Origin of the sequence: Rhodothalassium salexigens DSM 2132 (genome assembly GCF_004341375.1) — a bacterium.
Classification (GTDB): Bacteria; Pseudomonadota; Alphaproteobacteria; order Sphingomonadales; family Rhodothalassiaceae; genus Rhodothalassium; species Rhodothalassium salexigens.
On the sequence record NZ_SLXO01000001.1, the window covers coordinates 100,021 to 119,659 of the forward strand.

At 67.1% G+C, this 19,639-nt stretch carries 19 protein-coding genes; 12 read left to right on the top strand and 7 right to left on the bottom strand.

The window, feature by feature from the left end:
- Nucleotides 1-3: 3 nt before the first annotated feature.
- Both queC and EV659_RS00465 read right to left on the bottom strand, forming a co-directional pair.
- The gene (gene queC / locus EV659_RS00460; protein ID WP_132707133.1) at nt 4-726 is read right to left on the bottom strand and encodes a 7-cyano-7-deazaguanine synthase QueC; all 723 of its coding nucleotides are present in this window, start codon (nt 724-726) and stop codon (nt 4-6) included.
- A gap of 100 nt (nt 727-826) precedes the next feature.
- A complete protein-coding gene (locus EV659_RS00465) occupies nt 827-2,242 on the bottom strand; it encodes a dicarboxylate/amino acid:cation symporter (RefSeq protein ID WP_132706474.1) in 1,416 nt (471 codons plus the stop codon).
- Nucleotides 2,243-2,376: 134 nt separating this feature from the next.
- On the opposite strand from EV659_RS00465, the gene EV659_RS00470 reads away from it, so the two are divergent.
- From EV659_RS00470 to ccoS, 9 genes are all read left to right on the top strand, one after another.
- Nucleotides 2,377-2,658 carry an SEL1-like repeat protein gene (locus EV659_RS00470; RefSeq protein ID WP_132706476.1) on the top strand — a complete coding sequence of 94 codons (282 nt, stop codon included), beginning with the start codon at nt 2,377-2,379 and terminating at the stop codon, nt 2,656-2,658.
- Nucleotides 2,659-3,070: 412 nt separating this feature from the next.
- On the top strand, nt 3,071-4,708 hold the full coding sequence (gene ccoN, locus EV659_RS00475; protein ID WP_132706478.1) for a cytochrome-c oxidase, cbb3-type subunit I: 1,638 nt from the start codon (nt 3,071-3,073) through the stop codon (nt 4,706-4,708).
- Between the two features lie 13 nt (nt 4,709-4,721).
- The gene (gene ccoO, locus EV659_RS00480; protein ID WP_132706480.1) at nt 4,722-5,459 is read left to right on the top strand and encodes a cytochrome-c oxidase, cbb3-type subunit II; all 738 of its coding nucleotides are present in this window, start codon (nt 4,722-4,724) and stop codon (nt 5,457-5,459) included.
- 13 nt (nt 5,460-5,472) lie between these two features.
- Nucleotides 5,473-5,691 (top strand): cbb3-type cytochrome c oxidase subunit 3, encoded by a 219-nt coding sequence (locus EV659_RS00485; protein ID WP_132706482.1) that lies wholly within the window; start codon nt 5,473-5,475, stop codon nt 5,689-5,691.
- A complete protein-coding gene (ccoP, locus tag EV659_RS00490; protein ID WP_132706484.1) occupies nt 5,688-6,656 on the top strand; it encodes a cytochrome-c oxidase, cbb3-type subunit III in 969 nt (322 codons plus the stop codon). The genes EV659_RS00485 and ccoP overlap by 4 nt, the downstream gene beginning before the upstream one ends.
- A 180-nt stretch (nt 6,657-6,836) precedes the next feature.
- Entirely contained in the window at nt 6,837-8,381 is a 1,545-nt protein-coding gene (gene ccoG, locus EV659_RS00495) for a cytochrome c oxidase accessory protein CcoG (RefSeq protein ID WP_132706486.1), read from the top strand.
- A 290-nt stretch (nt 8,382-8,671) separates the two neighbouring features.
- The gene (locus EV659_RS00500; RefSeq protein WP_132706488.1) at nt 8,672-9,181 is read left to right on the top strand and encodes a FixH family protein; all 510 of its coding nucleotides are present in this window, start codon (nt 8,672-8,674) and stop codon (nt 9,179-9,181) included.
- On the top strand, nt 9,178-11,481 hold the full coding sequence (locus EV659_RS00505) for a heavy metal translocating P-type ATPase (RefSeq protein WP_132706489.1): 2,304 nt from the start codon (nt 9,178-9,180) through the stop codon (nt 11,479-11,481). Before EV659_RS00500 ends, EV659_RS00505 begins: the two co-directional genes overlap by 4 nt.
- Complete coding sequence (gene ccoS, locus EV659_RS00510; RefSeq protein WP_132706491.1) at nt 11,478-11,702, top strand: cbb3-type cytochrome oxidase assembly protein CcoS; 225 nt, start codon at nt 11,478-11,480, stop codon at nt 11,700-11,702. The genes EV659_RS00505 and ccoS overlap by 4 nt, the downstream gene beginning before the upstream one ends.
- Here the strand turns inward: ccoS and EV659_RS00515 are convergent.
- Both EV659_RS00515 and EV659_RS00520 read right to left on the bottom strand, forming a co-directional pair.
- Nucleotides 11,673-11,921: a hypothetical protein gene (locus EV659_RS00515; protein WP_132706493.1), complete on the bottom strand. Its 249-nt coding sequence runs from the start codon at nt 11,919-11,921 to the stop codon at nt 11,673-11,675. The two genes, ccoS and EV659_RS00515, sit on opposite strands and share 30 nt — an antisense overlap.
- 40 nt (nt 11,922-11,961) lie before the next feature.
- Nucleotides 11,962-12,207, bottom strand: coding sequence for a hypothetical protein (locus EV659_RS00520; RefSeq protein ID WP_132706494.1), 246 nt, complete (start codon nt 12,205-12,207; stop codon nt 11,962-11,964).
- 262 nt (nt 12,208-12,469) lie between these two features.
- Between EV659_RS00520 and gcvA the strand changes: the two genes are divergently transcribed.
- Nucleotides 12,470-13,330 carry a transcriptional regulator GcvA gene (gene gcvA, locus EV659_RS00525; protein WP_242463475.1) on the top strand — a complete coding sequence of 287 codons (861 nt, stop codon included), beginning with the start codon at nt 12,470-12,472 and terminating at the stop codon, nt 13,328-13,330.
- A 204-nt stretch (nt 13,331-13,534) separates the two neighbouring features.
- Here the strand turns inward: gcvA and EV659_RS00530 are convergent, their stop codons facing one another.
- Nucleotides 13,535-16,180 (bottom strand): M14 family metallopeptidase, encoded by a 2,646-nt coding sequence (locus EV659_RS00530; RefSeq protein WP_200287348.1) that lies wholly within the window; start codon nt 16,178-16,180, stop codon nt 13,535-13,537.
- 313 nt (nt 16,181-16,493) lie between these two features.
- On the opposite strand from EV659_RS00530, the gene EV659_RS00535 reads away from it, so the two are divergent.
- Nucleotides 16,494-17,114: a YqhA family protein gene (locus EV659_RS00535; protein ID WP_132706495.1), complete on the top strand. Its 621-nt coding sequence runs from the start codon at nt 16,494-16,496 to the stop codon at nt 17,112-17,114.
- Between the two features lie 437 nt (nt 17,115-17,551).
- Nucleotides 17,552-17,758: a hypothetical protein gene (locus EV659_RS00540; protein WP_132706497.1), complete on the top strand. Its 207-nt coding sequence runs from the start codon at nt 17,552-17,554 to the stop codon at nt 17,756-17,758.
- Nucleotides 17,759-18,185: 427 nt separating this feature from the next.
- Here the strand turns inward: EV659_RS00540 and EV659_RS00545 are convergent, their stop codons facing one another.
- Nucleotides 18,186-18,677, bottom strand: coding sequence for an Hsp20/alpha crystallin family protein (locus EV659_RS00545; RefSeq protein ID WP_165878627.1), 492 nt, complete (start codon nt 18,675-18,677; stop codon nt 18,186-18,188).
- Between the two features lie 181 nt (nt 18,678-18,858).
- Nucleotides 18,859-19,626, bottom strand: coding sequence for a helix-turn-helix domain-containing protein (locus EV659_RS00550; RefSeq protein WP_132706501.1), 768 nt, complete (start codon nt 19,624-19,626; stop codon nt 18,859-18,861).
- Nucleotides 19,627-19,639: the final 13 nt, after the last annotated feature.

Here is a 19,639-nt window from a genome sequence, read left to right on the forward strand (position 1 = left end):
GCCTCAGTCCGTCTGATAGACGGTCGGGTCGGCAAGCCCCGCGTCGACGAAGCCCTGGCGGCGCAGGTGGCAACTGTCGCAAGCACCGCAGGCGCGGCCCTGCGCGTCGGGGTCGTAGCAACTGATGGTTTGGCCATAGTCGACGCCGAGTTCGGTGCCCCAGGCGACGATCGCCGCCTTGCTCAGGCCGATCAGCGGCGTGTGCAGGCGCAACGGCCGATCGCCGGCGACGCCGGCGCGGGTCGCCAGATTGGCCATCGCCTCGAACGCGCCGATGAAGCCCGGCCGGCAGTCGGGATAGCCCGAATAGTCGACCGCATTGACGCCGATGAACAGATCGTCGGCGCCGCGCACTTCGGCCAGCCCCATGGCGTAGGACAAAAAGATCGTGTTGCGCGCCGGCACATAGGTGATCGGCACCTGATCGTCGGCGGCGATGGCGTCGGCGTCGCGGTCCTTGGGCACGTCGATGTCGGCGGTCAGCGCGCTGCCGCCGAAGGCGCGCAGATCCATGTCGAGCACCTGGTGTTCGTCGACGCCCACATGGGCCGCGACCCGGGCGGCGGCCTCCAACTCGACCGCGTGGCGCTGGCCGTAGCGGAACGACAGCGCGATCACGCGATAGCCCGCCGCCTTGGCGGCCGCCGCCACGGTCGCCGAATCGAGCCCGCCCGACAGCAGCACCACGGCCCGGTCGCCGGGGCGGCGTGGCGTCTCGTCGGGCATCCGGGCGTCGGGGTCTTCTGCACCGGCCGTCTCGGCACCGGCGGCCGCGTCGGACTCGGACGACGCGACGATGCCGCCCCGCAGGATATCGGTTCGCGGCCTATTGCTGGCCATGCCGCTGCATCGTCATGGTGGATGAGGTGTCCGTCTCCGGGGAGGGGTCGGTTGGCGCATCGGGGGCGTTTTCCGCCGCCGCTTCGATGTCCTCATGCTTGAAGCCGAGCAGCCGGTCAAGCGTTGCCGAGGCCACCATGTCGCCGGTGACATTGACCATGGTCCGGCACATGTCGAGGATTCGGTCGACGGCGAAGACCAGCCCCAGATAGTATTCCGGTACGCCCACTTGCGTCAGGATCGCCGCCAGCAGCACGATGCCCACGCCGGGGATCGCCGCCGTGCCGATCGACGCGCCGATCGCCAGGGTCAGCACCAGCAGCGTTTCGGTCAGGCCGAAATCCACCTGGCCGTAGACCTGGACCAGAAACACCGTGGCCACCGCCTGGTAGAGCGCGGTGCCGTCCATATTGATGGTGGCACCCAGCGGCACCACCAGGCGCCCGACCGTGGGATTGACGCCGTGGCGTTCGTTTACGGTGCGCAAGGTCAGCGGCATGGTGGCGCCCGACGAGGAACTGGAAAAGGCAAACAGCAGCACCTCGCGCGAGCGTGACAGAAAGCGCCACGGCGAGCGCCGCGCCAACACCGCAAGGATGATCATATAGACCACCATCATGACCGCCAGCGCGCCGACCACGGTTAGCACATAGGCGCTCACCCCGGTCAGCACCTCAAGCCCGTTGTCCATGGTCACATCGGCGATCAGCCCGAACACCGCGATCGGCGCGAACTTCATGATCCAGTTGACGATGTTGAGGCAGACCGCCTGCGTCGAGCGCATCAGGTCGATCAGCGGTCGGGACTCGGTGCGCGGCAGCGCCAGCAGGGCGACCCCGAAGATTGCCGACGCGATCACGATCGCCAGCATATCGCCCTGAGCCAGCGACGCGACCGGGTTGGTCGGCAGCAAATTGGCGATCTGGTCGGGGATCGAACTGTCGTTCCCCACCAGCGCGTCGGTGGGGCTTTGGATGTTGACGTCGCCCTGCACCTGGGCGGAGGCGACCTGATCCTCGGCGATGTAATGCCCCGGCTTGAAAATCTGCGCCATGCTGACGCCGATGGCCACGGCGATGGTGGTCGTGGTGAGGAAATAGAGCACCACCGACAGGCCGAGCGCCTTGATTCGGTCGACCTCGTCGGAGTCGGCGACGCCCAGCGCCACCGACGACAGCACCAGCGGCACCACCACGAAGCGCAAAACGGACAGGAACAATTCGCCGGGCAGGGCGATCCATTCGCCCAGCAACTGCATCGCGCCGTCCTCGAACAACCCCAGATCGGGACCCAGCAAAACGCCCACGAGAAGCCCCAGCACCAGACCCGCAACCACTTGGGCCCAAAGCTGTTCTTTCATGATTGCGGCGAATTTCGAGGGCGGCTGATATTGGCTTTCCATAGGCAAATCCTCGACCAGACAGGGGCTCTTTCTGTCACCGTTTGTCGCAATTGTTCAAGGGACTTAATGGGCCGTTAACAAGCGTCCATCACAGTGGCAGCCACCATTGAAGCGGTCAGGTCTGGATGGACGCAATGGAAAACAATATCGATCAGGCAAATGAAAAGGCCCTGTTGGTCATAGCGGGTCTGTCGGTGGGCGAGCGGCAGGCGTTGGCCGAGACGCAATACCAACTGGGGCGTTTGTACGAAGCCGAGGGCGATCTGCCCACCAATCGCCAAGTCGCTCGGCGCTGGTATGAGTCGGCGGCGAATTGGGGCTATCGACCCGCCGCGGCGGCCCTCCATGCGATGTCCAACCGGTCGAAACGGCGGCCGCTGGCGACGCTTTTCGGCGCGCAGAATCGACGCGCCTGACCGACCGGGCCGGCGGCCGCCGCTGGCGCTTTTCCACCATCCCTGCGCGGCTTGGGTGCGTTCCGAAAGGGGCGGGCGAATATGCTTGCGTTCGCCCAGGTATTTTGGGTAAAGAATTTCTTGGTTTGAAATGGTTACGTCATAAGCGTTCGTTTAGATCATCGGGTCGGGCGGCGAGCCCTCGTCCTATTGTCGTTGAACCCCAAAATTCCCTTTATTTGTAACTGTTTGGGCTCATTTCGGGCTGCGACACAGTGCTGCGAACGGTTGCTTTTTCCCCGCGAACGGGTGCACCCCTCTGTCTGTTGATGTACATCAACGTGACCGGTCCCGGGCCGGTCATAGCGTCCGCCGGCGTCTGTTGCGCGCCTGCGCGGCGGGCCTGACTTACGCGCGATGTGGAGCTTGAACGATGGCGCACTCCCTTGTCTCGGCCCCGAATCTGTCCCGGTTCGCCAGCTATCTCGTGTTCGGTGCTGGCGCGCTGATGAGCCTGGTTTTGTGGGCGTTCGCCGAAGACCAGACCATGACGGTTCACGCCATGCTGTTTTTGGCCTTCTTTCTGGCGGCCATCTACTGGGTCGCTGGACGGCAGGGGCGGCCGCCGGTGGCTCAGGAAGTGGACGGTAAGCCCAATTACAACGAGGCCGTGGTAAAGGCCGGCGTCATCGCCACCGTGGTCTGGGGCCTGGTGGGCTTTTCCGTGGGCGTGGTGATCGCCTGGCAGTTGGCATTCCCGGCGCTCAACTTCGACACCTCGTTCATCAATTTCGGGCGCCTGCGGCCGGTGCACACGTCCGCCGTCATCTTTGCCTTCGGCGGCAACGCGCTGATCGCCACCTCGCTCTATTGCGTGCAGCGGACCAACCGGACCCGGCTGTTCGGCGACGGCCTGGCCTGGTTCGTGTTCTGGGGCTATCAGCTGTTTATCGTGCTGGCGGCCACCAGCTATCTGATGGGCGCCACCCAGGGCCGGGAATACGCCGAGCCCGAATGGCATGTGGACCTGTGGCTGACGCTGGTCTGGGTCTGTTATCTGCTGGTGTTCCTGGGCACGCTGATCAAGCGCAAGGAAAGCCACATCTATGTGGCCAACTGGTTCTACCTGGCGTTCATCGTCACCATCGCCATGCTGCATCTGGGCAATAACATGGCGGTGCCGGTGTCGCTGTTCTCGTCCAAGTCGGTGTCGCTGTTCTCGGGCGTTCAGGATGCCATGATCCAGTGGTGGTACGGCCACAACGCGGTCGGCTTTTTCCTGACCGCCGGCTTCCTGGGCATGATGTACTATTTCGTGCCCAAGCGTGCCGAGCGGCCGGTCTATTCCTATCGGCTGTCGATCATCCACTTCTGGGCGCTGATCTTCCTCTATATCTGGGCCGGTCCGCACCATCTGCACTATACCGCGCTGCCCGACTGGGCGCAGACGCTGGGCATGTTCTTCTCGATCATGCTGTGGATGCCGAGCTGGGGCGGCATGATCAACGGCCTGATGACCCTGGCCGGCGCCTGGGACAAGCTGCGCACCGATCCGGTGATCCGGATGTTGATCGTCTCGGTGGCGTTCTACGGCATGTCGACGTTCGAAGGCCCGGTGATGTCGATCAAGCAGGTCAATTCGCTCAGCCACTACACCGACTGGACCGTGGGCCATGTGCATTCGGGCGCGCTCGGCTGGGTCGGCTTTGTCAGCTTCGGTGCCGTCTATTGCCTGGTCCCGTGGCTGTGGAAGCGCCGCGAGATGTTTTCCAAGCGCCTGATCGAATGGCACTTCTGGATCGCGACCGCGGGTATCCTTTTGTACATCACGGCGATGTGGGTGTCGGGGATCATGCAGGGCCTGATGTGGCGCGCCCATGATGAGCTGGGCTTCCTGCAATACAGCTTCGTCGAAACCGTCGAGGCCATGCACCCCTATTACGTGATCCGGGCGCTTGGCGGCGTGCTCTATCTCACCGGTGCCGGGATCATGGCCTACAATGTCTACATGACGATCCGCGGGCGCGAAGCGGCGACGCAGGCCGCGCCCAAGGCCGTCCCGGCCGAGTAAGGAGATTCTGGCCATGGCATCGACACCCAAACTCTCCCACGAGCCGTTCGAGAAGCGCTCGATCCTGCTGCTGGTCGGTATTCTGATCGTGGTGGCGATCGGCGGCATCGTGGAAATCGTGCCCCTGTTTCTGGTCCAGAGCACGATCGAAAAGGTGCAGGGGATGCGCCCCTACACGCCGCTTGAGCTGGCCGGGCGCAACATCTATCTGCGCGAGGGCTGTTACAACTGCCACAGCCAGATGGTTCGGTCGCTGCGTTCCGAAGTGGAGCGCTACGGCCACTATTCGCTGGCGGCGGAAAGCATGTATGACCACCCGTTTCAGTGGGGGTCCAAGCGCACCGGCCCGGATCTGGCCCGGCTCGGCGGCAAGTATTCCGACGACTGGCACCGCATCCACATGGCCAACCCGCGCGCCATCGTGCCCGAGAGCATCATGCCGGGTTATCCGTTCCTGGTCGAAACCAAGCTCGATTACGACAATATCGACAAGGTGATGATCGCCAACCGGCGCGCCGGCGTGCCCTATACCGACGCCCAGATCGCCAATGCCCATGCCGATCTGCGCGCCCAGGCGAGCGCCGACGGCGGCGATCTGGCCGAGCGGTACAACAAGGCCACGGCGCGCGACTGGGACGGCAAGCCCGACCAGATCACCGAGTTGGACGCCTTGATCGCTTACATGCAGATGCTCGGCACGCTGGTCGACTTCGAGAGCTACGACGTCGACGCGTCGGACAACCGGCGCTGAGCGGGGGTGGGTGATGGTCAGCTATGAAGCTTTCTCACGCTTTGCCGGCACATGGGGACTGGTGTTGTTGGTGGTGATGTTCGTCATCGCGCTGGCTTACGCCCTGTGGCCCAGCAATCAGGACAAGTTCAACCGGGCGGCGCGCAATCCGCTGGACGACGAGCGTGGCCCGGATGCTTACGAGGACGCCGACCGGCAGCCCGGGAACGGCGACGCAGGGAGCGGTCGATGAGCACGCGAGAAACCGACGAACCCACCGGCAAGGAAACCACCGGCCACGAGTGGGACGGCATCAAGGAACTGGACACGCCCCTGCCGGCCTGGTGGCTGTATACCTTCTATGCCTGCATCGCCTTGAGCATGGTGTTCTTCGTGCTGTGGCCGTCCTGGCCGATCCCGACCGCCGACGGCTGGACCTATACCAAGGGGATCGTTGGCTATTCCCAGCGCCAGCGGGTCGAGCAATTGACCGCCGAGGCGCGCGCCGACCTGGAACAGGAGATGGAGGCCATGCGCGATCTGTCGCTGGCCGAAATCCGCACCGACAAGGCGTTGATGCCGATTGCGCTCAAGGCCGGCGAGGCCGCGTTCGGCGACAATTGTGCCGGCTGTCACGGCTCGGGCGCACAGGGGTTTGAGGGCTTCCCCAATCTCAATGACGACGCTTGGATCTGGGGCGGCAGCCTGGAAGCGATCCACCAGACCATCGAAAACGGCATTCGGTGGGACGACAATCCCGATACGCGCTACAATGTCATGCCGTCGTTCCTGTCCGACGGCATCCTGACCCGCGAGCAGGTCGGCCAGGTGGTCCAGTATGTGCGCCGCATCTCGGACCAGGAGCACGACGCGGCGAAGGCCGAACAGGGCGCGGCCATCTATGATCAGCAATGCGGCTTCTGCCACGGCGCGCAAGGCAAGGGCATGACCGATCTGGGGGCGCCCAACCTGACCGACGCCATCTGGCTTTATGGCGGCGACGTGGCGTCGCTGACCGAGACCGTGTCCTACAGTCGCTACGGGGTTATGCCGGCCTGGGAAGACCGGCTCGATCCGCTGACCATCAAGCAACTGGCGGTCTATGTGCATGCGCTCGGCGGCGGCGAGCCGGTGGCCACCGCCGATGCCGGCTCGGCGACCACTCCGGCGACGGACGACGGCGGCTCGGCCAGCGGTGAAACGCGCGGCGGTCTGTGACCGGCACCAAGACGGTCGCGTCCGGCGGCGGTTGCGATGGCGTCGGCCGGCGGAGCGCGGCTCTACGGCCGGCCGGCACGACCAAGGGTCGCAGTCGGGTTGATCGGGCTGACAGCCCGGCGCAGTCGGCACTAGTTTAAGGGGCGATCATCGGGTCGCGCCGGGAAGCGAGTAGAAACGATGGCGACATCTGCCCCAGACACGGTGGCCGACGGCAAGGCCCACGGGCTCCAGGCCCTGAGCGAGACCGTCGCCGCCGACACCGAGGCCCTGGCGGACGACCGGGCCGAAGCGGTCAACGCCAAGCACAACCGGCCGCTCTATGAGTCGCCGCCGAAGATCCACCCCAAGCAGGCCAAGGGCCGGTTTCGGCGCATCAAGTGGATCGTGCTGTTCGTCACCCTGGGCATCTATTATCTGGCGCCCTGGGTGCGCTGGCCGCGCGGCGAGGGCATCCCCGACCAGGCCATTCTGGTGGATTTCTCCGACCGCAAATTCTACTTCTTCTTCATCGAGATCTGGCCGCAGGAATTCTATTACATCACCGGTCTGCTGATCCTGGCCGCGTTGGGGCTGTTTCTGGTCACCAGCGTGTTCGGCCGGGTCTGGTGTGGCTATACCTGCCCGCAGACCGTGTGGACCGACCTGTTCGTGCAGATCGAGCGCTGGATCGAGGGCGACCGCAACAAACGCATTCGTCTCGACCAGGCGAGATGGACGCTGGCCAAGCTGGCCAAGCGCACCGCCAAGCATGGGCTGTGGCTCTTGGTGGCGGTGTCCACCGGCGGCGCCTGGGTGTTCTATTTCAACGACGCGCCGCAGCTTTTGGGCGATCTGTTCGCCGGTACCGCGCCGACGCCGGCCTATGTGTCCATGGGTGTGCTGACCGCGACCACCTACCTGCTTGGCGGCCATGCGCGCGAACAGGTGTGCACCTATATGTGCCCGTGGCCGCGCATCCAGGGCGCCATGTTCGACGAGAACACGCTGTTGGTCAGCTATCGTTGGGATCGTGGCGAGCCGCGCGGTCGCCACAAGAAGGGCGACAGTTGGGAAGGCCGCGGCGACTGCATCGATTGCAACCAGTGCGTGGCGGTCTGCCCCGTGGGCATCGATATCCGCGACGGCGCGCAGATGGAGTGCATCCAGTGCGCGCTGTGCATCGACGCCTGCAACGATGTGATGGCCAAGGTCGGCCGACCGCCCAACCTGATCGCCTATGAGACCATCAACGCGCCCGAGCGGCGCGCCCAGGGCGATTATTCGGGCATCCGGTTGTTGCGGCCGCGCACGCTGCTCTATTCGGCCTTGATCGCGGTGGTTGCCGGCATCATGGTCGCCGGCCTGTCGACGCGCGCGACCACCGACGTCAACGTGCTGCGCGACCGCAATCCGGTGTTCGTGCGCCTGGCCGACGGTGGCATCCGCAACGGCTATGAACTCAAGGTGTTGAACAAGCTGCACCAAGACCGCACCTTCGAGATCAGCGTCGCGGGCCTGCCGGGAGTGCGCTTGTTCAACCCGGTAACCCGCGAAGAAGGAACCGTGGCCCTGACCGTGCCCGCCGACAGCGTCGGCAGCGTCAAGCTCTACGTGTCGCTGCCTAAGGGTCATGTGACCGACGGGACGCTTGAGGACGGGTCGGCGGCGGTGGATTTCGTGATCCGCCACGATGCCACCGACACCCGGGTGGTCGAGACCATGCCGTTTCGCGGCCCGAACTGACCGGCCGGAGCGCGCCGCGCCAGGGCACGCACCGTCGCCGCGCGCCCTGGAGCCGGGTTTAGGAAACGGTCCCACGAGCCGGGCAAGGGAAGGTTCCTTTGGCGCGAGTGTCGGTGTCGGTGCTGCGGCCGCGGGCGGGACATCATCGACGGGGCGGTGGATGCAGCGGGGGGCGCGTCCTCAAGCGGACGTCGGTTCGGCTTTTCCCGTCGCGGGTCCATGCGCTAGACTGACACGCTGCGGGGGGGTAGGCCCCGGGCAACCAACTCTCCCAGGCGAGAGGGACGACCGTGATCAAGAGTTTTTTCCAAGGCCCCTGGACCGGTAAGCATATCTGGACGCTGATCCTGGCGTTTTTCGGGGCGGTGATCGTCGCCAACATGGTGATGATCTATTTTGCCGTGAACACCTTCCACGGCGTCGAGGATCGTGACGCCTACGCCAAGGGGCGTGACTATAACCAAGTGATCGCTGCCGGCGCGGCCCAGCGCAGGCTCGGCCTGGACGCGGTCTTGGCGCATCGGCTGGTCGAGCAGGGCGGGGGCGACGCCGTGGCGGTGTCGCTGACGCTCGCCGATGCCAAGGGGGCAGCGGTGCCGAGCCTCAAGCCCGTGCTGACGCTGCGCCGGCCATCGGAAGCGACGCTCGATCGCACGGCGGCGATGGTCGAACCGATGCCGGGGCGCTACACTGCCACGCTTGACTTGCCGAAGCCCGGCAAGTGGGAAATCCGCATCACCGCCAAGCATCCCGACGGCACCGCACTGCGCTGGGACAAACCGGTGGTGCTGGCGCCATGACCCCGACGGCCCGCGACGAGGATAACACCCAAGGCAACGCGTCTGGCGGTGTGCCGGTGACGCTCGGGCCGGCCGACCCCGCCGCCGCCCTCGACCGGGCGCTCGGGCTGGAGCGCTATGTGCGCCGCGACGGCGACAGCGCGTCGATCAGCCTGGTGGTGCCGGGCATGCACTGCGCCGGCTGCATGGCCAAGGTGGAGCGGGCCTTGAACGGCGACGAGGCGGTCACCGGGGCGCGCGCCAACCTGTCCACCAAGCGCGTGTCGGTGTCGTGGACGCCGGGGCGGACCACGCCCGAGGCGCTGATCGCGCGGCTGGACGCCATCGGCTTCGACGCCGCGCCGTTCGACCCCAAGCTGGTCGGCAGCGACCAGCACACCCGCGAGGGCGAACTGCTGCGCGCCATGGGCGTCTCGGGCTTTGCCGCCGCCAATGTGATGCTGTTGTCGGTGTCGGTGTGGGCGGGGCTGTGGTCGGAGGACATGGCACCGGCGACCCGGCAGCTGTTTCACTGGATCTCGGCGCTGATCGCGATCCCGGCGGTCGCCTATGCCGGCCGGCCGTTCTTTCGCTCGGCGCTCGGCGCGTTGCGGCGCCGGACCATGAACATGGACGTGCCGATCTCGCTTGCCGTGGTGCTGGCGCTCGCCGCCAGCATGATCGAGGCGGCGCGCGGCGGCGAGCATGTCTATTTCGACGCCAGCGTGTCGCTGCTGTTTTTCCTGCTGATCGGGCGCTATCTGGACGTGCGGATGCGCGGCCGGGCGACCGAGGCGGCGCAGAACCTGCTGGGCCTGAAAGCGGTCGCCGCCACGGTGGTGCGCCCCGACGGCAGCCGCGCCCAGGTGCCGGTCGACGCGCTCGACCCGGGCATGCGGGTGTTGGTGCCCGCCGGCATGCGGGTGCCCGCCGACGGCGTGGTGCGCGCGGGCGCGTCGAGCATCGATGCCGGCCTGATCACCGGCGAGGCGGTGCCCGAAGATGTGGGCGAGGGCTGCCGGGTGTTCGCCGGCACGCTCAACCTGTCGGCGCCGATCACGGTAACGGTGACCAAGCGCGACGAGGACAGCCTGCTGGCCGAGATCGTGCGGCTGATGGAAGCCGCCGAACAGGGCCGCGCCGACTTCGTGCAACTGGCCGACAAGCTGGTGCGCTTCTATGCGCCGGCGGTGCACATCCTGGCCGCCGGCACGTTCGGCGGCTGGATGCTTGCCGGCGCCACCTGGCACGACGCCTTGTTGAAGGCGGTGGCGGTGTTGATCATCACCTGCCCGTGCGCCTTGGGGCTGGCCGTGCCGGTGGTCCAGGTGGCCGCCACCGGTCGGTTGATGCGCCGCGGCGTGCTGGTCAAGACCGGTGACGCGCTCGAACGCCTGTCGCGCGCCGACACGGTGGTGTTCGACAAGACGGGCACGCTGACCGCCGGCGACCTGACGCTGGTGGCGGGGCAGGACCACGACCCGGCCGACCTGCGCCTGGCCGCCACCCTGGCACAGAACAGCCGTCACCCGCTGTCGCAGGCGATCGTGCGCGCCGCTGGCGCTGTCGGTGCTGCCGGCGGCGCCTTGCCGTCAGCGGACGAGGTTAAAGAAGTGCCGGGCTGCGGGCTGACCGGCCGGGTCGACGGCCGCACCGTGCGGCTGGGCAATGCCGCCTGGCTCGGGCATGGTGGCGAGGCAGGCACCGCGCGGGCCGAGGCGGCGGGGCCCGAGATGTGGCTCGACCGGGGCGACGGCGGCGCGCCGCTGCGCTTCGCCTTTCTCGACCATCCGCGCGCCGACGCCGCTGAAACGGTGGCCGCGCTCAAGCGGCTCGGGATGCGGGTCGAATTGCTGTCCGGCGACCGTGCGCCGGCGGTGCGCGCGGCGGCCGAGGCGGCGGGCATCGACCATTGGCACGGGCAGAAGTCGCCAGCCGACAAGATCGCCCATCTCAAGGCGCTGGCCGACCAGGGCCACACCGTCGCCATGGTCGGCGACGGTCTCAACGATGCGCCGGCATTGGCCACGGCGCACGTTTCGGTGTCGCCGGCAAGTGCGGCGGACGTGTCGCTGACCGCCGCCGACGTGGTGTTCCAAGGCGAGCAACTGGGGCCGGTGGCCGGCCTGTTCATCCTGGCGCGCCGGTCGCAGCGGCGCATCGTCGAGAATTTCGGCCTGGCGCTGACCTATAACGCCATCGCCGTGCCGCTGGCCGTGGCCGGCTTCGTGACCCCGTTGGTGGCCGCCATCGCCATGTCGTCGTCGTCGATCCTGGTCACCGCCAACGCGCTGCGCCTGCGCCTGAAGGAGAGCCCATGAGTGTGTTGCTGGTGTTGATCCCGATTGCGCTGTTTCTGGGCGCGCTGGGGCTGGCGGGGTTTCTGTGGTCGCTCAAGGCCGGTCAGTATGAGGATTTGGACGGCGCGGCCGGGCGCATCCTGCTCGACGACGACCTGCCCGAGAGCGACCAGCGCCCGGCCGCCGGTGTGGAGCCGACCAACCCGCCCGCCTCAACTGGTGGTCGCCACGGTCAGCGCTAGCGTGCCGGTATTGTGCACGTCGATGCTCGGGAACGCGGTGACGTCGTAGCTGTCTGTATAGCCGGGCCCGAGCGCGTGCGGGCGGGCATTGGGGGCGTCCACCGACAGTCGGTAATGGGCTTGACCGGCCTCGGCGGGGTTGGTCACGGTCAGGGTGTCGTGCGCGGGCCCCGTGGGCACGGTGCGGCGTTCGCCGCCGGCCAGCTTGTAAACGGGCATGGGCTGGGCTCCTTCTTGCGCTCGCCCCTTGGGCTGGGCGTTATTCGAAATCCACTTCGATGGTCAGGTCGCCGGTGTTAGTGAGCGCCGCCGTCTCATGGTCGGCCAGGTCGTAATTGGCGCTGGTGCCGGGGGCGAGCGTGTGGTTGGTCGGGGTCTGTTGGTCGAAGGCGATGGCATAGCGCGCCTCGCCGTCTTCGTGGTTGTTGGTCAGGCTGAGCGTGTCGCCGCCTTCGCGGGTGTCGACGGTCCGGCTGTCACCGGGGTTGAGGATGAAACTGGCCATTGGGTGCCTCCTGGTTGCGGTGCGGTCATGCTAGGCGCTGGCGCTGCGCGTGGGCATGGGGGAAGCGTGCCCCGGTGGGCGCCGGCCGGCCAGGGCGGGGCGGTTGCCGGCTTGCCCGGCCACCCCGTCGCTGAACCGCCCGGCCGTGCGCTGATCCGATAGGGGGTTTACCCCGGCCGCCGGGCAGCCAAATATAGCGGCCATGAAACGCGCCCAACTCCCCCTCAATGCGCTGCGGGCCTTTGATGCTGCGGCCCGGCACATGAGTTTCAAGAAGGCGGCGGACGAACTGGCGGTGACGCCGGCGGCCGTCAGCCAGCAAATCCGCAGCCTGGAAGACCTGTTGGGGGTGGAGTTGTTCCGTCGCACCAGCCGGTCGCTGATCCTGACCGACCGCGCACAGATGGCGCTCGCCTCGCTGCGCCAGGGCTTCGAGGCGATCGAGGACGCGGTGTCGACGCTGGAGGCGGCGCGCGACGACGGCACGCTGCACCTGTCGGTGTCGCCGTCCTTCGCCTCCAAATGGCTGGTGCCCCGGCTCGAACGCTATTACCAGCAAAATCCCAATGCGGTGGTCAAGATCGACGCGTCGATGGAGGTGACCGACTTCGCCGAGACCGAGATGGACCTGGCGATCCGCTATGGCGCCGGCCAGTATCCGGGCCTGCACGCCGAAGAACTGATGCGCGAGGAAGTGTTTCCGGTCTGTTCGCCAGCCCTTCAGGACGGCGAGACGCCGGTGCGCACGCCGGGCGATCTGGTCAATGTGCCGTTGATCCACGACGACAGTTCGCTTGACGACGAAAGCTGTCCCAGTTGGGCCATGTGGCTCAAGGCGGCCGGCGTGACGGTGCGCGAGGGCCAACCGGCGCTGCACTTCAACCAGACCAGCCTGGCGATCGAGGCGGCGATCGCCGGGCGCGGCGTGGTGCTGGCCAAGCGCACGCTCGCCCACGCCGATCTGCGCGCCGGGCGCCTGGTGCGGCCGTTCCGTCACACCCAGTCGGTGGGCTTCGCCTATTTCATGGTCTGCCCGCGCGCCAAGAAGGACATGCCCAAGGTGGAAACCTTCATGAACTGGCTGCGCGTGGAGGCCGGTCACGATTGGGCCTACGAGATCTGACCGCGGCGCCGGCCTTGTCGCGCGTCCACTGCGCCCGGTGGTCGCGCCTGTACCGATCCGATGATCGCCAGCCGCCCCTTGGCGGCCGCTGGGGGGCGTGCGCGTCGCCGCCCGGCGGCTTGGGCGGCTGCGCGCGGTGCCAGCGGCAGGGTGCCCCGGGGGCCAGGGGAGCGCCGCGGCGGGAAACCGCGGCGCCCTGGTTGGTTAGTCGTCGGCCTCGGCGGTGGCTTCCGCCGGCGTCCGGTAGCGGTCGACGATGGTCGAGAAGAACAGGCTGTTCATGAACAGCTTGGACGTGCCGAGCATGGTCGCCCGGAAGTTCGGGTTGTCGGCGTAGAGGCTGACCGCGCCCTGGCCCATGCGCCGGTGCACCATCATCGGCGTGCCGGCGATCTCCGACTGGCGCCGCTCGGAGGCATAGCCCGAGACCAGCGGCGCGTCGGTATAGCGCGCCACCGTGGCGATCGGGCTGTCGGGCACGCGCAGGGTCTCGGCCGTGTTGCGATGGCTGGTCAGGTCGCTGTCCAGATAGCCGAAGCCCAGCGGGTGGGTGATATCCACCCGGGTCGCGAACAAGGCGCCGCCGATCACGTGGCGGGCGTTCTCGATCGCCAGATCGGCATAGGCGAACGGCTCGACCTCGGCGGTCGGCTCGCCGTTGGTGTCGGTCTCCTTGGCCGGGAAGAGCACATCCTCGGCCCACTGCGCACCCTGGCGCGAGGCGACCAGCGTGCCGCCCTCTTGCACCCATTGCTTGAGCCGCCGGGTATCCGCGTCCGACAGGCCGACGCCATAGCCGCCGGGCAGCACGATGTGGGTATAGCGGTCCCAGTCGAGCCCGCCGAGCTGGTCCTTCTTGCGCAGCGTCACCGGCATGCGCATGCGGTAGTCGAGCTGATACCACACCTCGCCAGCGTCATAATTGGCGATGCCGTCGTCGTGCAGCAGCAGCACGCTGGGCTTGGTCACCACCTTGAAGCTGTCGCGCCCGCCAAGGTCGGCGCCCGGCGTCGGCGTCCGCCCCGAGGTCACGGCGTGGACCCGGACGCCGTCTTCACCCGCCACGGTCGCCGCGATTTCGTGCAGGCGCTCGGCCGACACGCTCTGGCGCGCCAGGGGCACGAACACCGCCCCGCGCTCGAAGTCGACCACGCCGTCGCTGGTGTCCACCGACACCGGGCGTAACGCGGTGCGCGCGATGGCGCCGGCGTCGAGGAAGCGATAGAGCGCACGCGGCGCGTAATAGGGCGTCCACTCGAACATATAGCCATAGGACGACATCGGCGGCGCGTCATAGCGGGGGAAGGCCGGCTGGTCGATCGCGGTGCCCAGCAGGTCGTCGTCGAACCGGCGGCCGAGCGGCGCATAGGCCAGGTCATACGCTTCGGGCAGCGTCCAACCCGAAACGTCGTAGAAGACGTTCTCTTCGAACTCGGTCGCGGTGTCGAAGATGCCGGCGATCATGCGGTATTGCGGCTGGGTCAGCGGCACCACATAGGCCTCGCCCGCGCGGTAGCGGGTGTCGTCGACGGTCACATCCTCGGCCAGCGCGTGGACGCGGATGTCGTGGCGCTTGAGCACGTCGAGGAAGTGATAGGCGCGCGCCGCATCGCCCGGTGCTGCGAACACGAACGCCCGGCGGTCGTCCTTGCGCCCGGCCTCGACCGCGCTGTCGAAGAAGTCGCGCTGGAAGCGGTGCAACTCGGTGCGCTGGGCGATGGCCCCTTCGACCGTGGTCAGCGAGGTGCGGAAATGGGTGCGGATATTGTCGGCATAGGTGCGCAGGCCGTTGGGGCTTTCGATCTGGCCGCCGCGCGCCGCGCCGATCTCGAACAGAAAGCCCACCGAGCCGTTGATCTGGGGATAGGTCGAGCCCTTGCCGATGTAGAAGTTATCGAAGCCCTCCTCACCGAAATAGAGTTTCGCCTCGCTGTCCAGGAAACCCACATGGCTCTTGGCGATCTCCACCGCCAGCTCGCGGGTGCGCGGCAGGATCAGCGGATTGATGCGCGCGGGGATGCCTGGGTGGAAGTAGAAGGTCGAATTGGTGCCCATCTCGTGATAGTCGGCGGTCACCTGCGGCTTCCACTCATGCCATTTGGCCAGCCAGGCTTGCGATTCCGGCTGGGTCTGCAACAGCCATTGCCGGTTCAGATCGAACCAATAGTGGTTGACCCGCGCGGTGCCCCAGAGCTGGTGCTGTTGGTGGGCGGGGTCGGTCACCGGCACTTCGCTGCCATAGCGCCACACATGGTTGATGCGCCGGCTGTGGCCATCGGGATTGAAGATCGCGGTGATCAGCAGCACCGAGCGGTCGAGCATCGCGTCGATCGCGTCGCCTTCGGCGGCCGCCAGATGGTAGAGCATCGGGATCGCCGCATCCATGGCGGACGATTCCGCGCCGTGGACGCCATAGTTGAGCCACACCACGGCCGGGTTGTCGCGCGCGATGGTGCGGCTGTCGGGGTCGGTGCGCTTCAGGTGGGCGGCCTTGATCTCGTCGAGGCGGGCGTGATTGTCGGGCGAGGTGACCTGGAAGAACAGGATCGGCCGGCCCTCATGGCTGTAGCCCGCGGTTTCCACCGTGATCCGGTCGGAGCGTTGGGCTAGGTCGCGCAGATAGGCGACCATGGCGGCGTGGCGCACCGGGCGCTCGCCCAGGCCATAGCCGAAGGCGCTCTCGGGCGTCGGCACGGCGGCGTCATAGCGCACGCCTTCGACCTGGAAATAGTCGATCGGTTCGGCGACGGCAGCGCCGGTGGCGCCGGCAAGCGCCAGCGCGCCAGCGGCAAGCGCCGGCTTCACCCGTGCCATCGCCCGCAGGCGCGGTCGGAAAAGGGGTATCGGCATGGGGGCGTTTCTCCCTGTATCGTTGAAGCGCGGTCGAGCGGCCCCCGAGCAACCGGGAGGCTGAGGGGGCCGAGGTGGTCCCGACCGGCGCGGCTTGTGCAGCGCGCTTCGGGGGCCGAGCGCAGCGTTTGTTGGTGTTCGATCTCTAACACCGGCGGACGGGCAAGGACAAGTTGGCGCACCGGCCCCTGGCGCACGGGCATTTCGTTTAGCGGCTGGGCGTTGATGGGTTGGCCGCCCGACCGGTCGGCGGTTATGATAAAGTTGCGGCGGCCCATCGCGGCCGCCCGGTCGGATCGCGGAGGCGCCGAGCATGGATAGCACCGGGTTCGAACGACGGGTGGCGATCGCCGCGCGGCTGATGACCTTCGTCGCGGTGTTGGCGTCGACCATCGGCGCTGGCCTGATGATCATCATCGGCCTGAAGGAAACCCTGTTGGCGATCCGCTTGCAGGTCGCCGCCGACGGCGACGCCTTGCCGGCGGGGGACGCCACGGCGATCCATCTGGTGACCGCGCTCGACCGGTTTTTGATGGGCGTGGTGCTGCTTTACTTCGCCTATGGGATCTATCTTTTGTTCGTGCGTCCCGAGCGCAGCAGCGTCGAGATGGGCATTCCGCGCTGGTTGCATGTGGAGGGGATCGACCAGCTCAAACAGACCCTGGCCGAGGTGATCATCGTGATCCTGTTCGTGTTGTTCCTGCGCGTGGCGTTGGAGACGTTCATCGCCCAGGGGCCGGATATGTCCTGGTCGGAGATGCTCAAGCTGTTGACCCTGCCGGTGTCGATCTTCCTGCTCGCCGCCGCGCTCAAGCTGGCCGAGTTGCATCCCAAACCGCGGACGGCGGCGCGCCCGCCGGGGCTTGACGGTGGCCAGGGCGGGAGCGCGCCGCCGAGCCCCGGCGGTCAGTCCAGGTCGCCCGAGAGCCAATAGCGCACAACTGGCCACCTGTCCGCTGCCACGCGCAGGCGGCCTAGGGCGCCGATGAGCTGCGGCGGATCGCGCGGGGGCGCCGCGTCGGCGGTGCTGGCGGCTGCCGACCCTGGCGACCCGAGGCCAGCCGGCGCGCCGCCCGTGGCCCGATGGTCCGCCGCCTGGTCGCTTTAGTCGCCCATGCCAGACCGCCGCGCCGACTCGTCGCGCTTGGCGCGTGGCCGCGACATCGCCCACGACCTGGCGTGCATCGATCAGGATCGTCGGACTTGCCAGCATTTTTGAAGGCGCTCCTGGACCCACAAGCGGTTGATTGTCCGGTCTTCGGGGTTTGCACCGCCCGGTCGCCCGCCGGTCTTCTTGATGACCGTCAATCGGACCCGGGCGGGCATGCCCCAGACTGGACCGGCCAGCATCGCTTTGGGGAGATGGATGCTATGGAAGATGTCGTCGTCACCGCGGTCGCTCGCTATATGAAAAACGTGCATGGCTATCGCGCCGAAGCGGAAGCGACCCGCATTCAGGCCTTTTGTCGGCAATTGGGCGACCGTCAAGAAGTGGAACACTGGGGCCAGGTGAAACGGGCCCTCTATGATATGAGCCGCAGCCGTGCCGTTGTGCCTCCGCAATCGACGGCGGTCTGACGGGCGACGCGGTTCGCCATGATCCACAGGGCTTGGGAGCCGACAACGGCCCCCAAGCTCCTGTTTACCGCCACGACGGTCAAGAGCAGCGGGCATAAGCCGATCTGGGCCGAAAGCGCCGGGCGTCAGGTGGGGGCGCGCTATGGCACGCGGCCGGGCGGGCCGGGGTGCCGCGCGCGGCCGTGGCGCCGGCCTCTGCTCGGGCTCGCGTGCCGGCCTCTCTCTTGACGGCGCGCCGCTCTCGTACCGACGCGCCCTCTTACCGGCCCGCTCTCTTACCGGCCCGCTCTCTGACTGGCCCGTTGGCGGCGACCCTGGGAGCCTCGTTGCTGTCCGTCCTCTTGACGGCCGGCCTGACCGCGCCGCCTTTCCGGCTTGCCTCGCCGGGGGAGCGCACTCCGACGAGGCCGGTTCAACTGACGCCGGTTCAGGCCGCCTTGATGTGGATCTTGCGTTCGTGTTCCTTGGCCGCCGTCGATTTGGGCAGGGACACGGTCAGGACACCGTTTTCGAACCGGGCTTCAACCTGATCCTCGTTCACATCGCAGGGCAGGGCGACGCGCCGGTAGAAGGCGCCGTAGCGACGTTCCACATGGCGATAGTCGCGCGCCTTGTCTTCATGGCTGTCGACCCGCTCGCCGCGGATCATCAACGCCCCGTCGGTCAGGGTGATGTCCACGTCCTTGGGGTCCATGCCCGGCAGGTCGACGCTGATTTCGACGCTGTGTTCGGTCTCCATCACGTCGAGACGGGCCAGGTCGCGACCGGCTTCGTCGAAGCTGGAAAGGCTGGTCGACGGGAAATAGGTGTCGAACAGGTCCTCCATTTCCTGGCGCAGATTGTCGAAGGGATGAAACAGCGACCGCCGCTGCGGGACACCGCCGCGACGACGGACGGGAAGGGGGCTGGCTTCGTTCATCGGCTTGCTCCATTCATCGACTGGCTTCGTCGTCTGGTGCCGGGCCGCCTTGGCCCGACAGGCCCAATGTAGTGCCATCGAGCGGCGGTCGATTGACGGTCATCAACGGCGCCGGGCGAGCCCGGGTCTGCTGTCGTGCCGGTCTTCCGCCGGCCGGTCCGCCGCCCGGCGCCGCGGTCGGTCAGACGCGCGCCGCGCGCCCCAGGCGCAGGGTGTCGTCATCGGGATCGTCGGCGGTCTCGGCCGGCTCGGTCAGACACAGCGCTTCCAGTGCCGCCGGGTCGCGCAGCACCACCAGATCCCATTTCGGCGTGTCGATCACCCGTCGCGCCCGTAACCGGGTCAGGCAACGGCAAACGGTTTCGGTGGACAAGCCCAGATAGTCGGCGATATCGCGCCGGGTCATGGCGATGCGGAGGGTCGGGTGGCGGTTCTGGCCGCGATAGCGTGCCGCCAGGTCGAGCAGGAACCAGGCGACGCGCTCCATGGTCGGTTTGCGGCCGATGATCGCCAACTGGCGATAGGCATGGTCGAGCGCTGCGTGGGTGGCCCGCCACAGGTCGCCGGCGACGCGCGGGTCCTGGGCCAGCAGCGCATCGAGGCGCGCGCGCGGCCAGATGCGCAGCGTGGTCTGGCAGGTGGTCTCGGCGGTTTCCAGATGTCGACTATGGTCGAGCAGCCCGATCACATCATTGGCGAGTGCAAAGCGGGTGACATGTTCGCTGCCGTCGAGGTCGGTGCGATAGGTCTTCACCGCGCCCGACAGCACCTGATAGACACTGGTGCAGTGTTCTTCTTGCCCATACAGCACGGCGGCGCGGGGATACTCGCGCACCACGGCGGGCCCAAGCCGATGGTTGACCAATTGGCTCAAAGCGAGCGGGGTCGAGGCAGCGGCGGTTTTGCCTGAAACCGACGTGCCATAACAAATTTTGTCATTTTGTTTCATTTTCGTCCCTGCA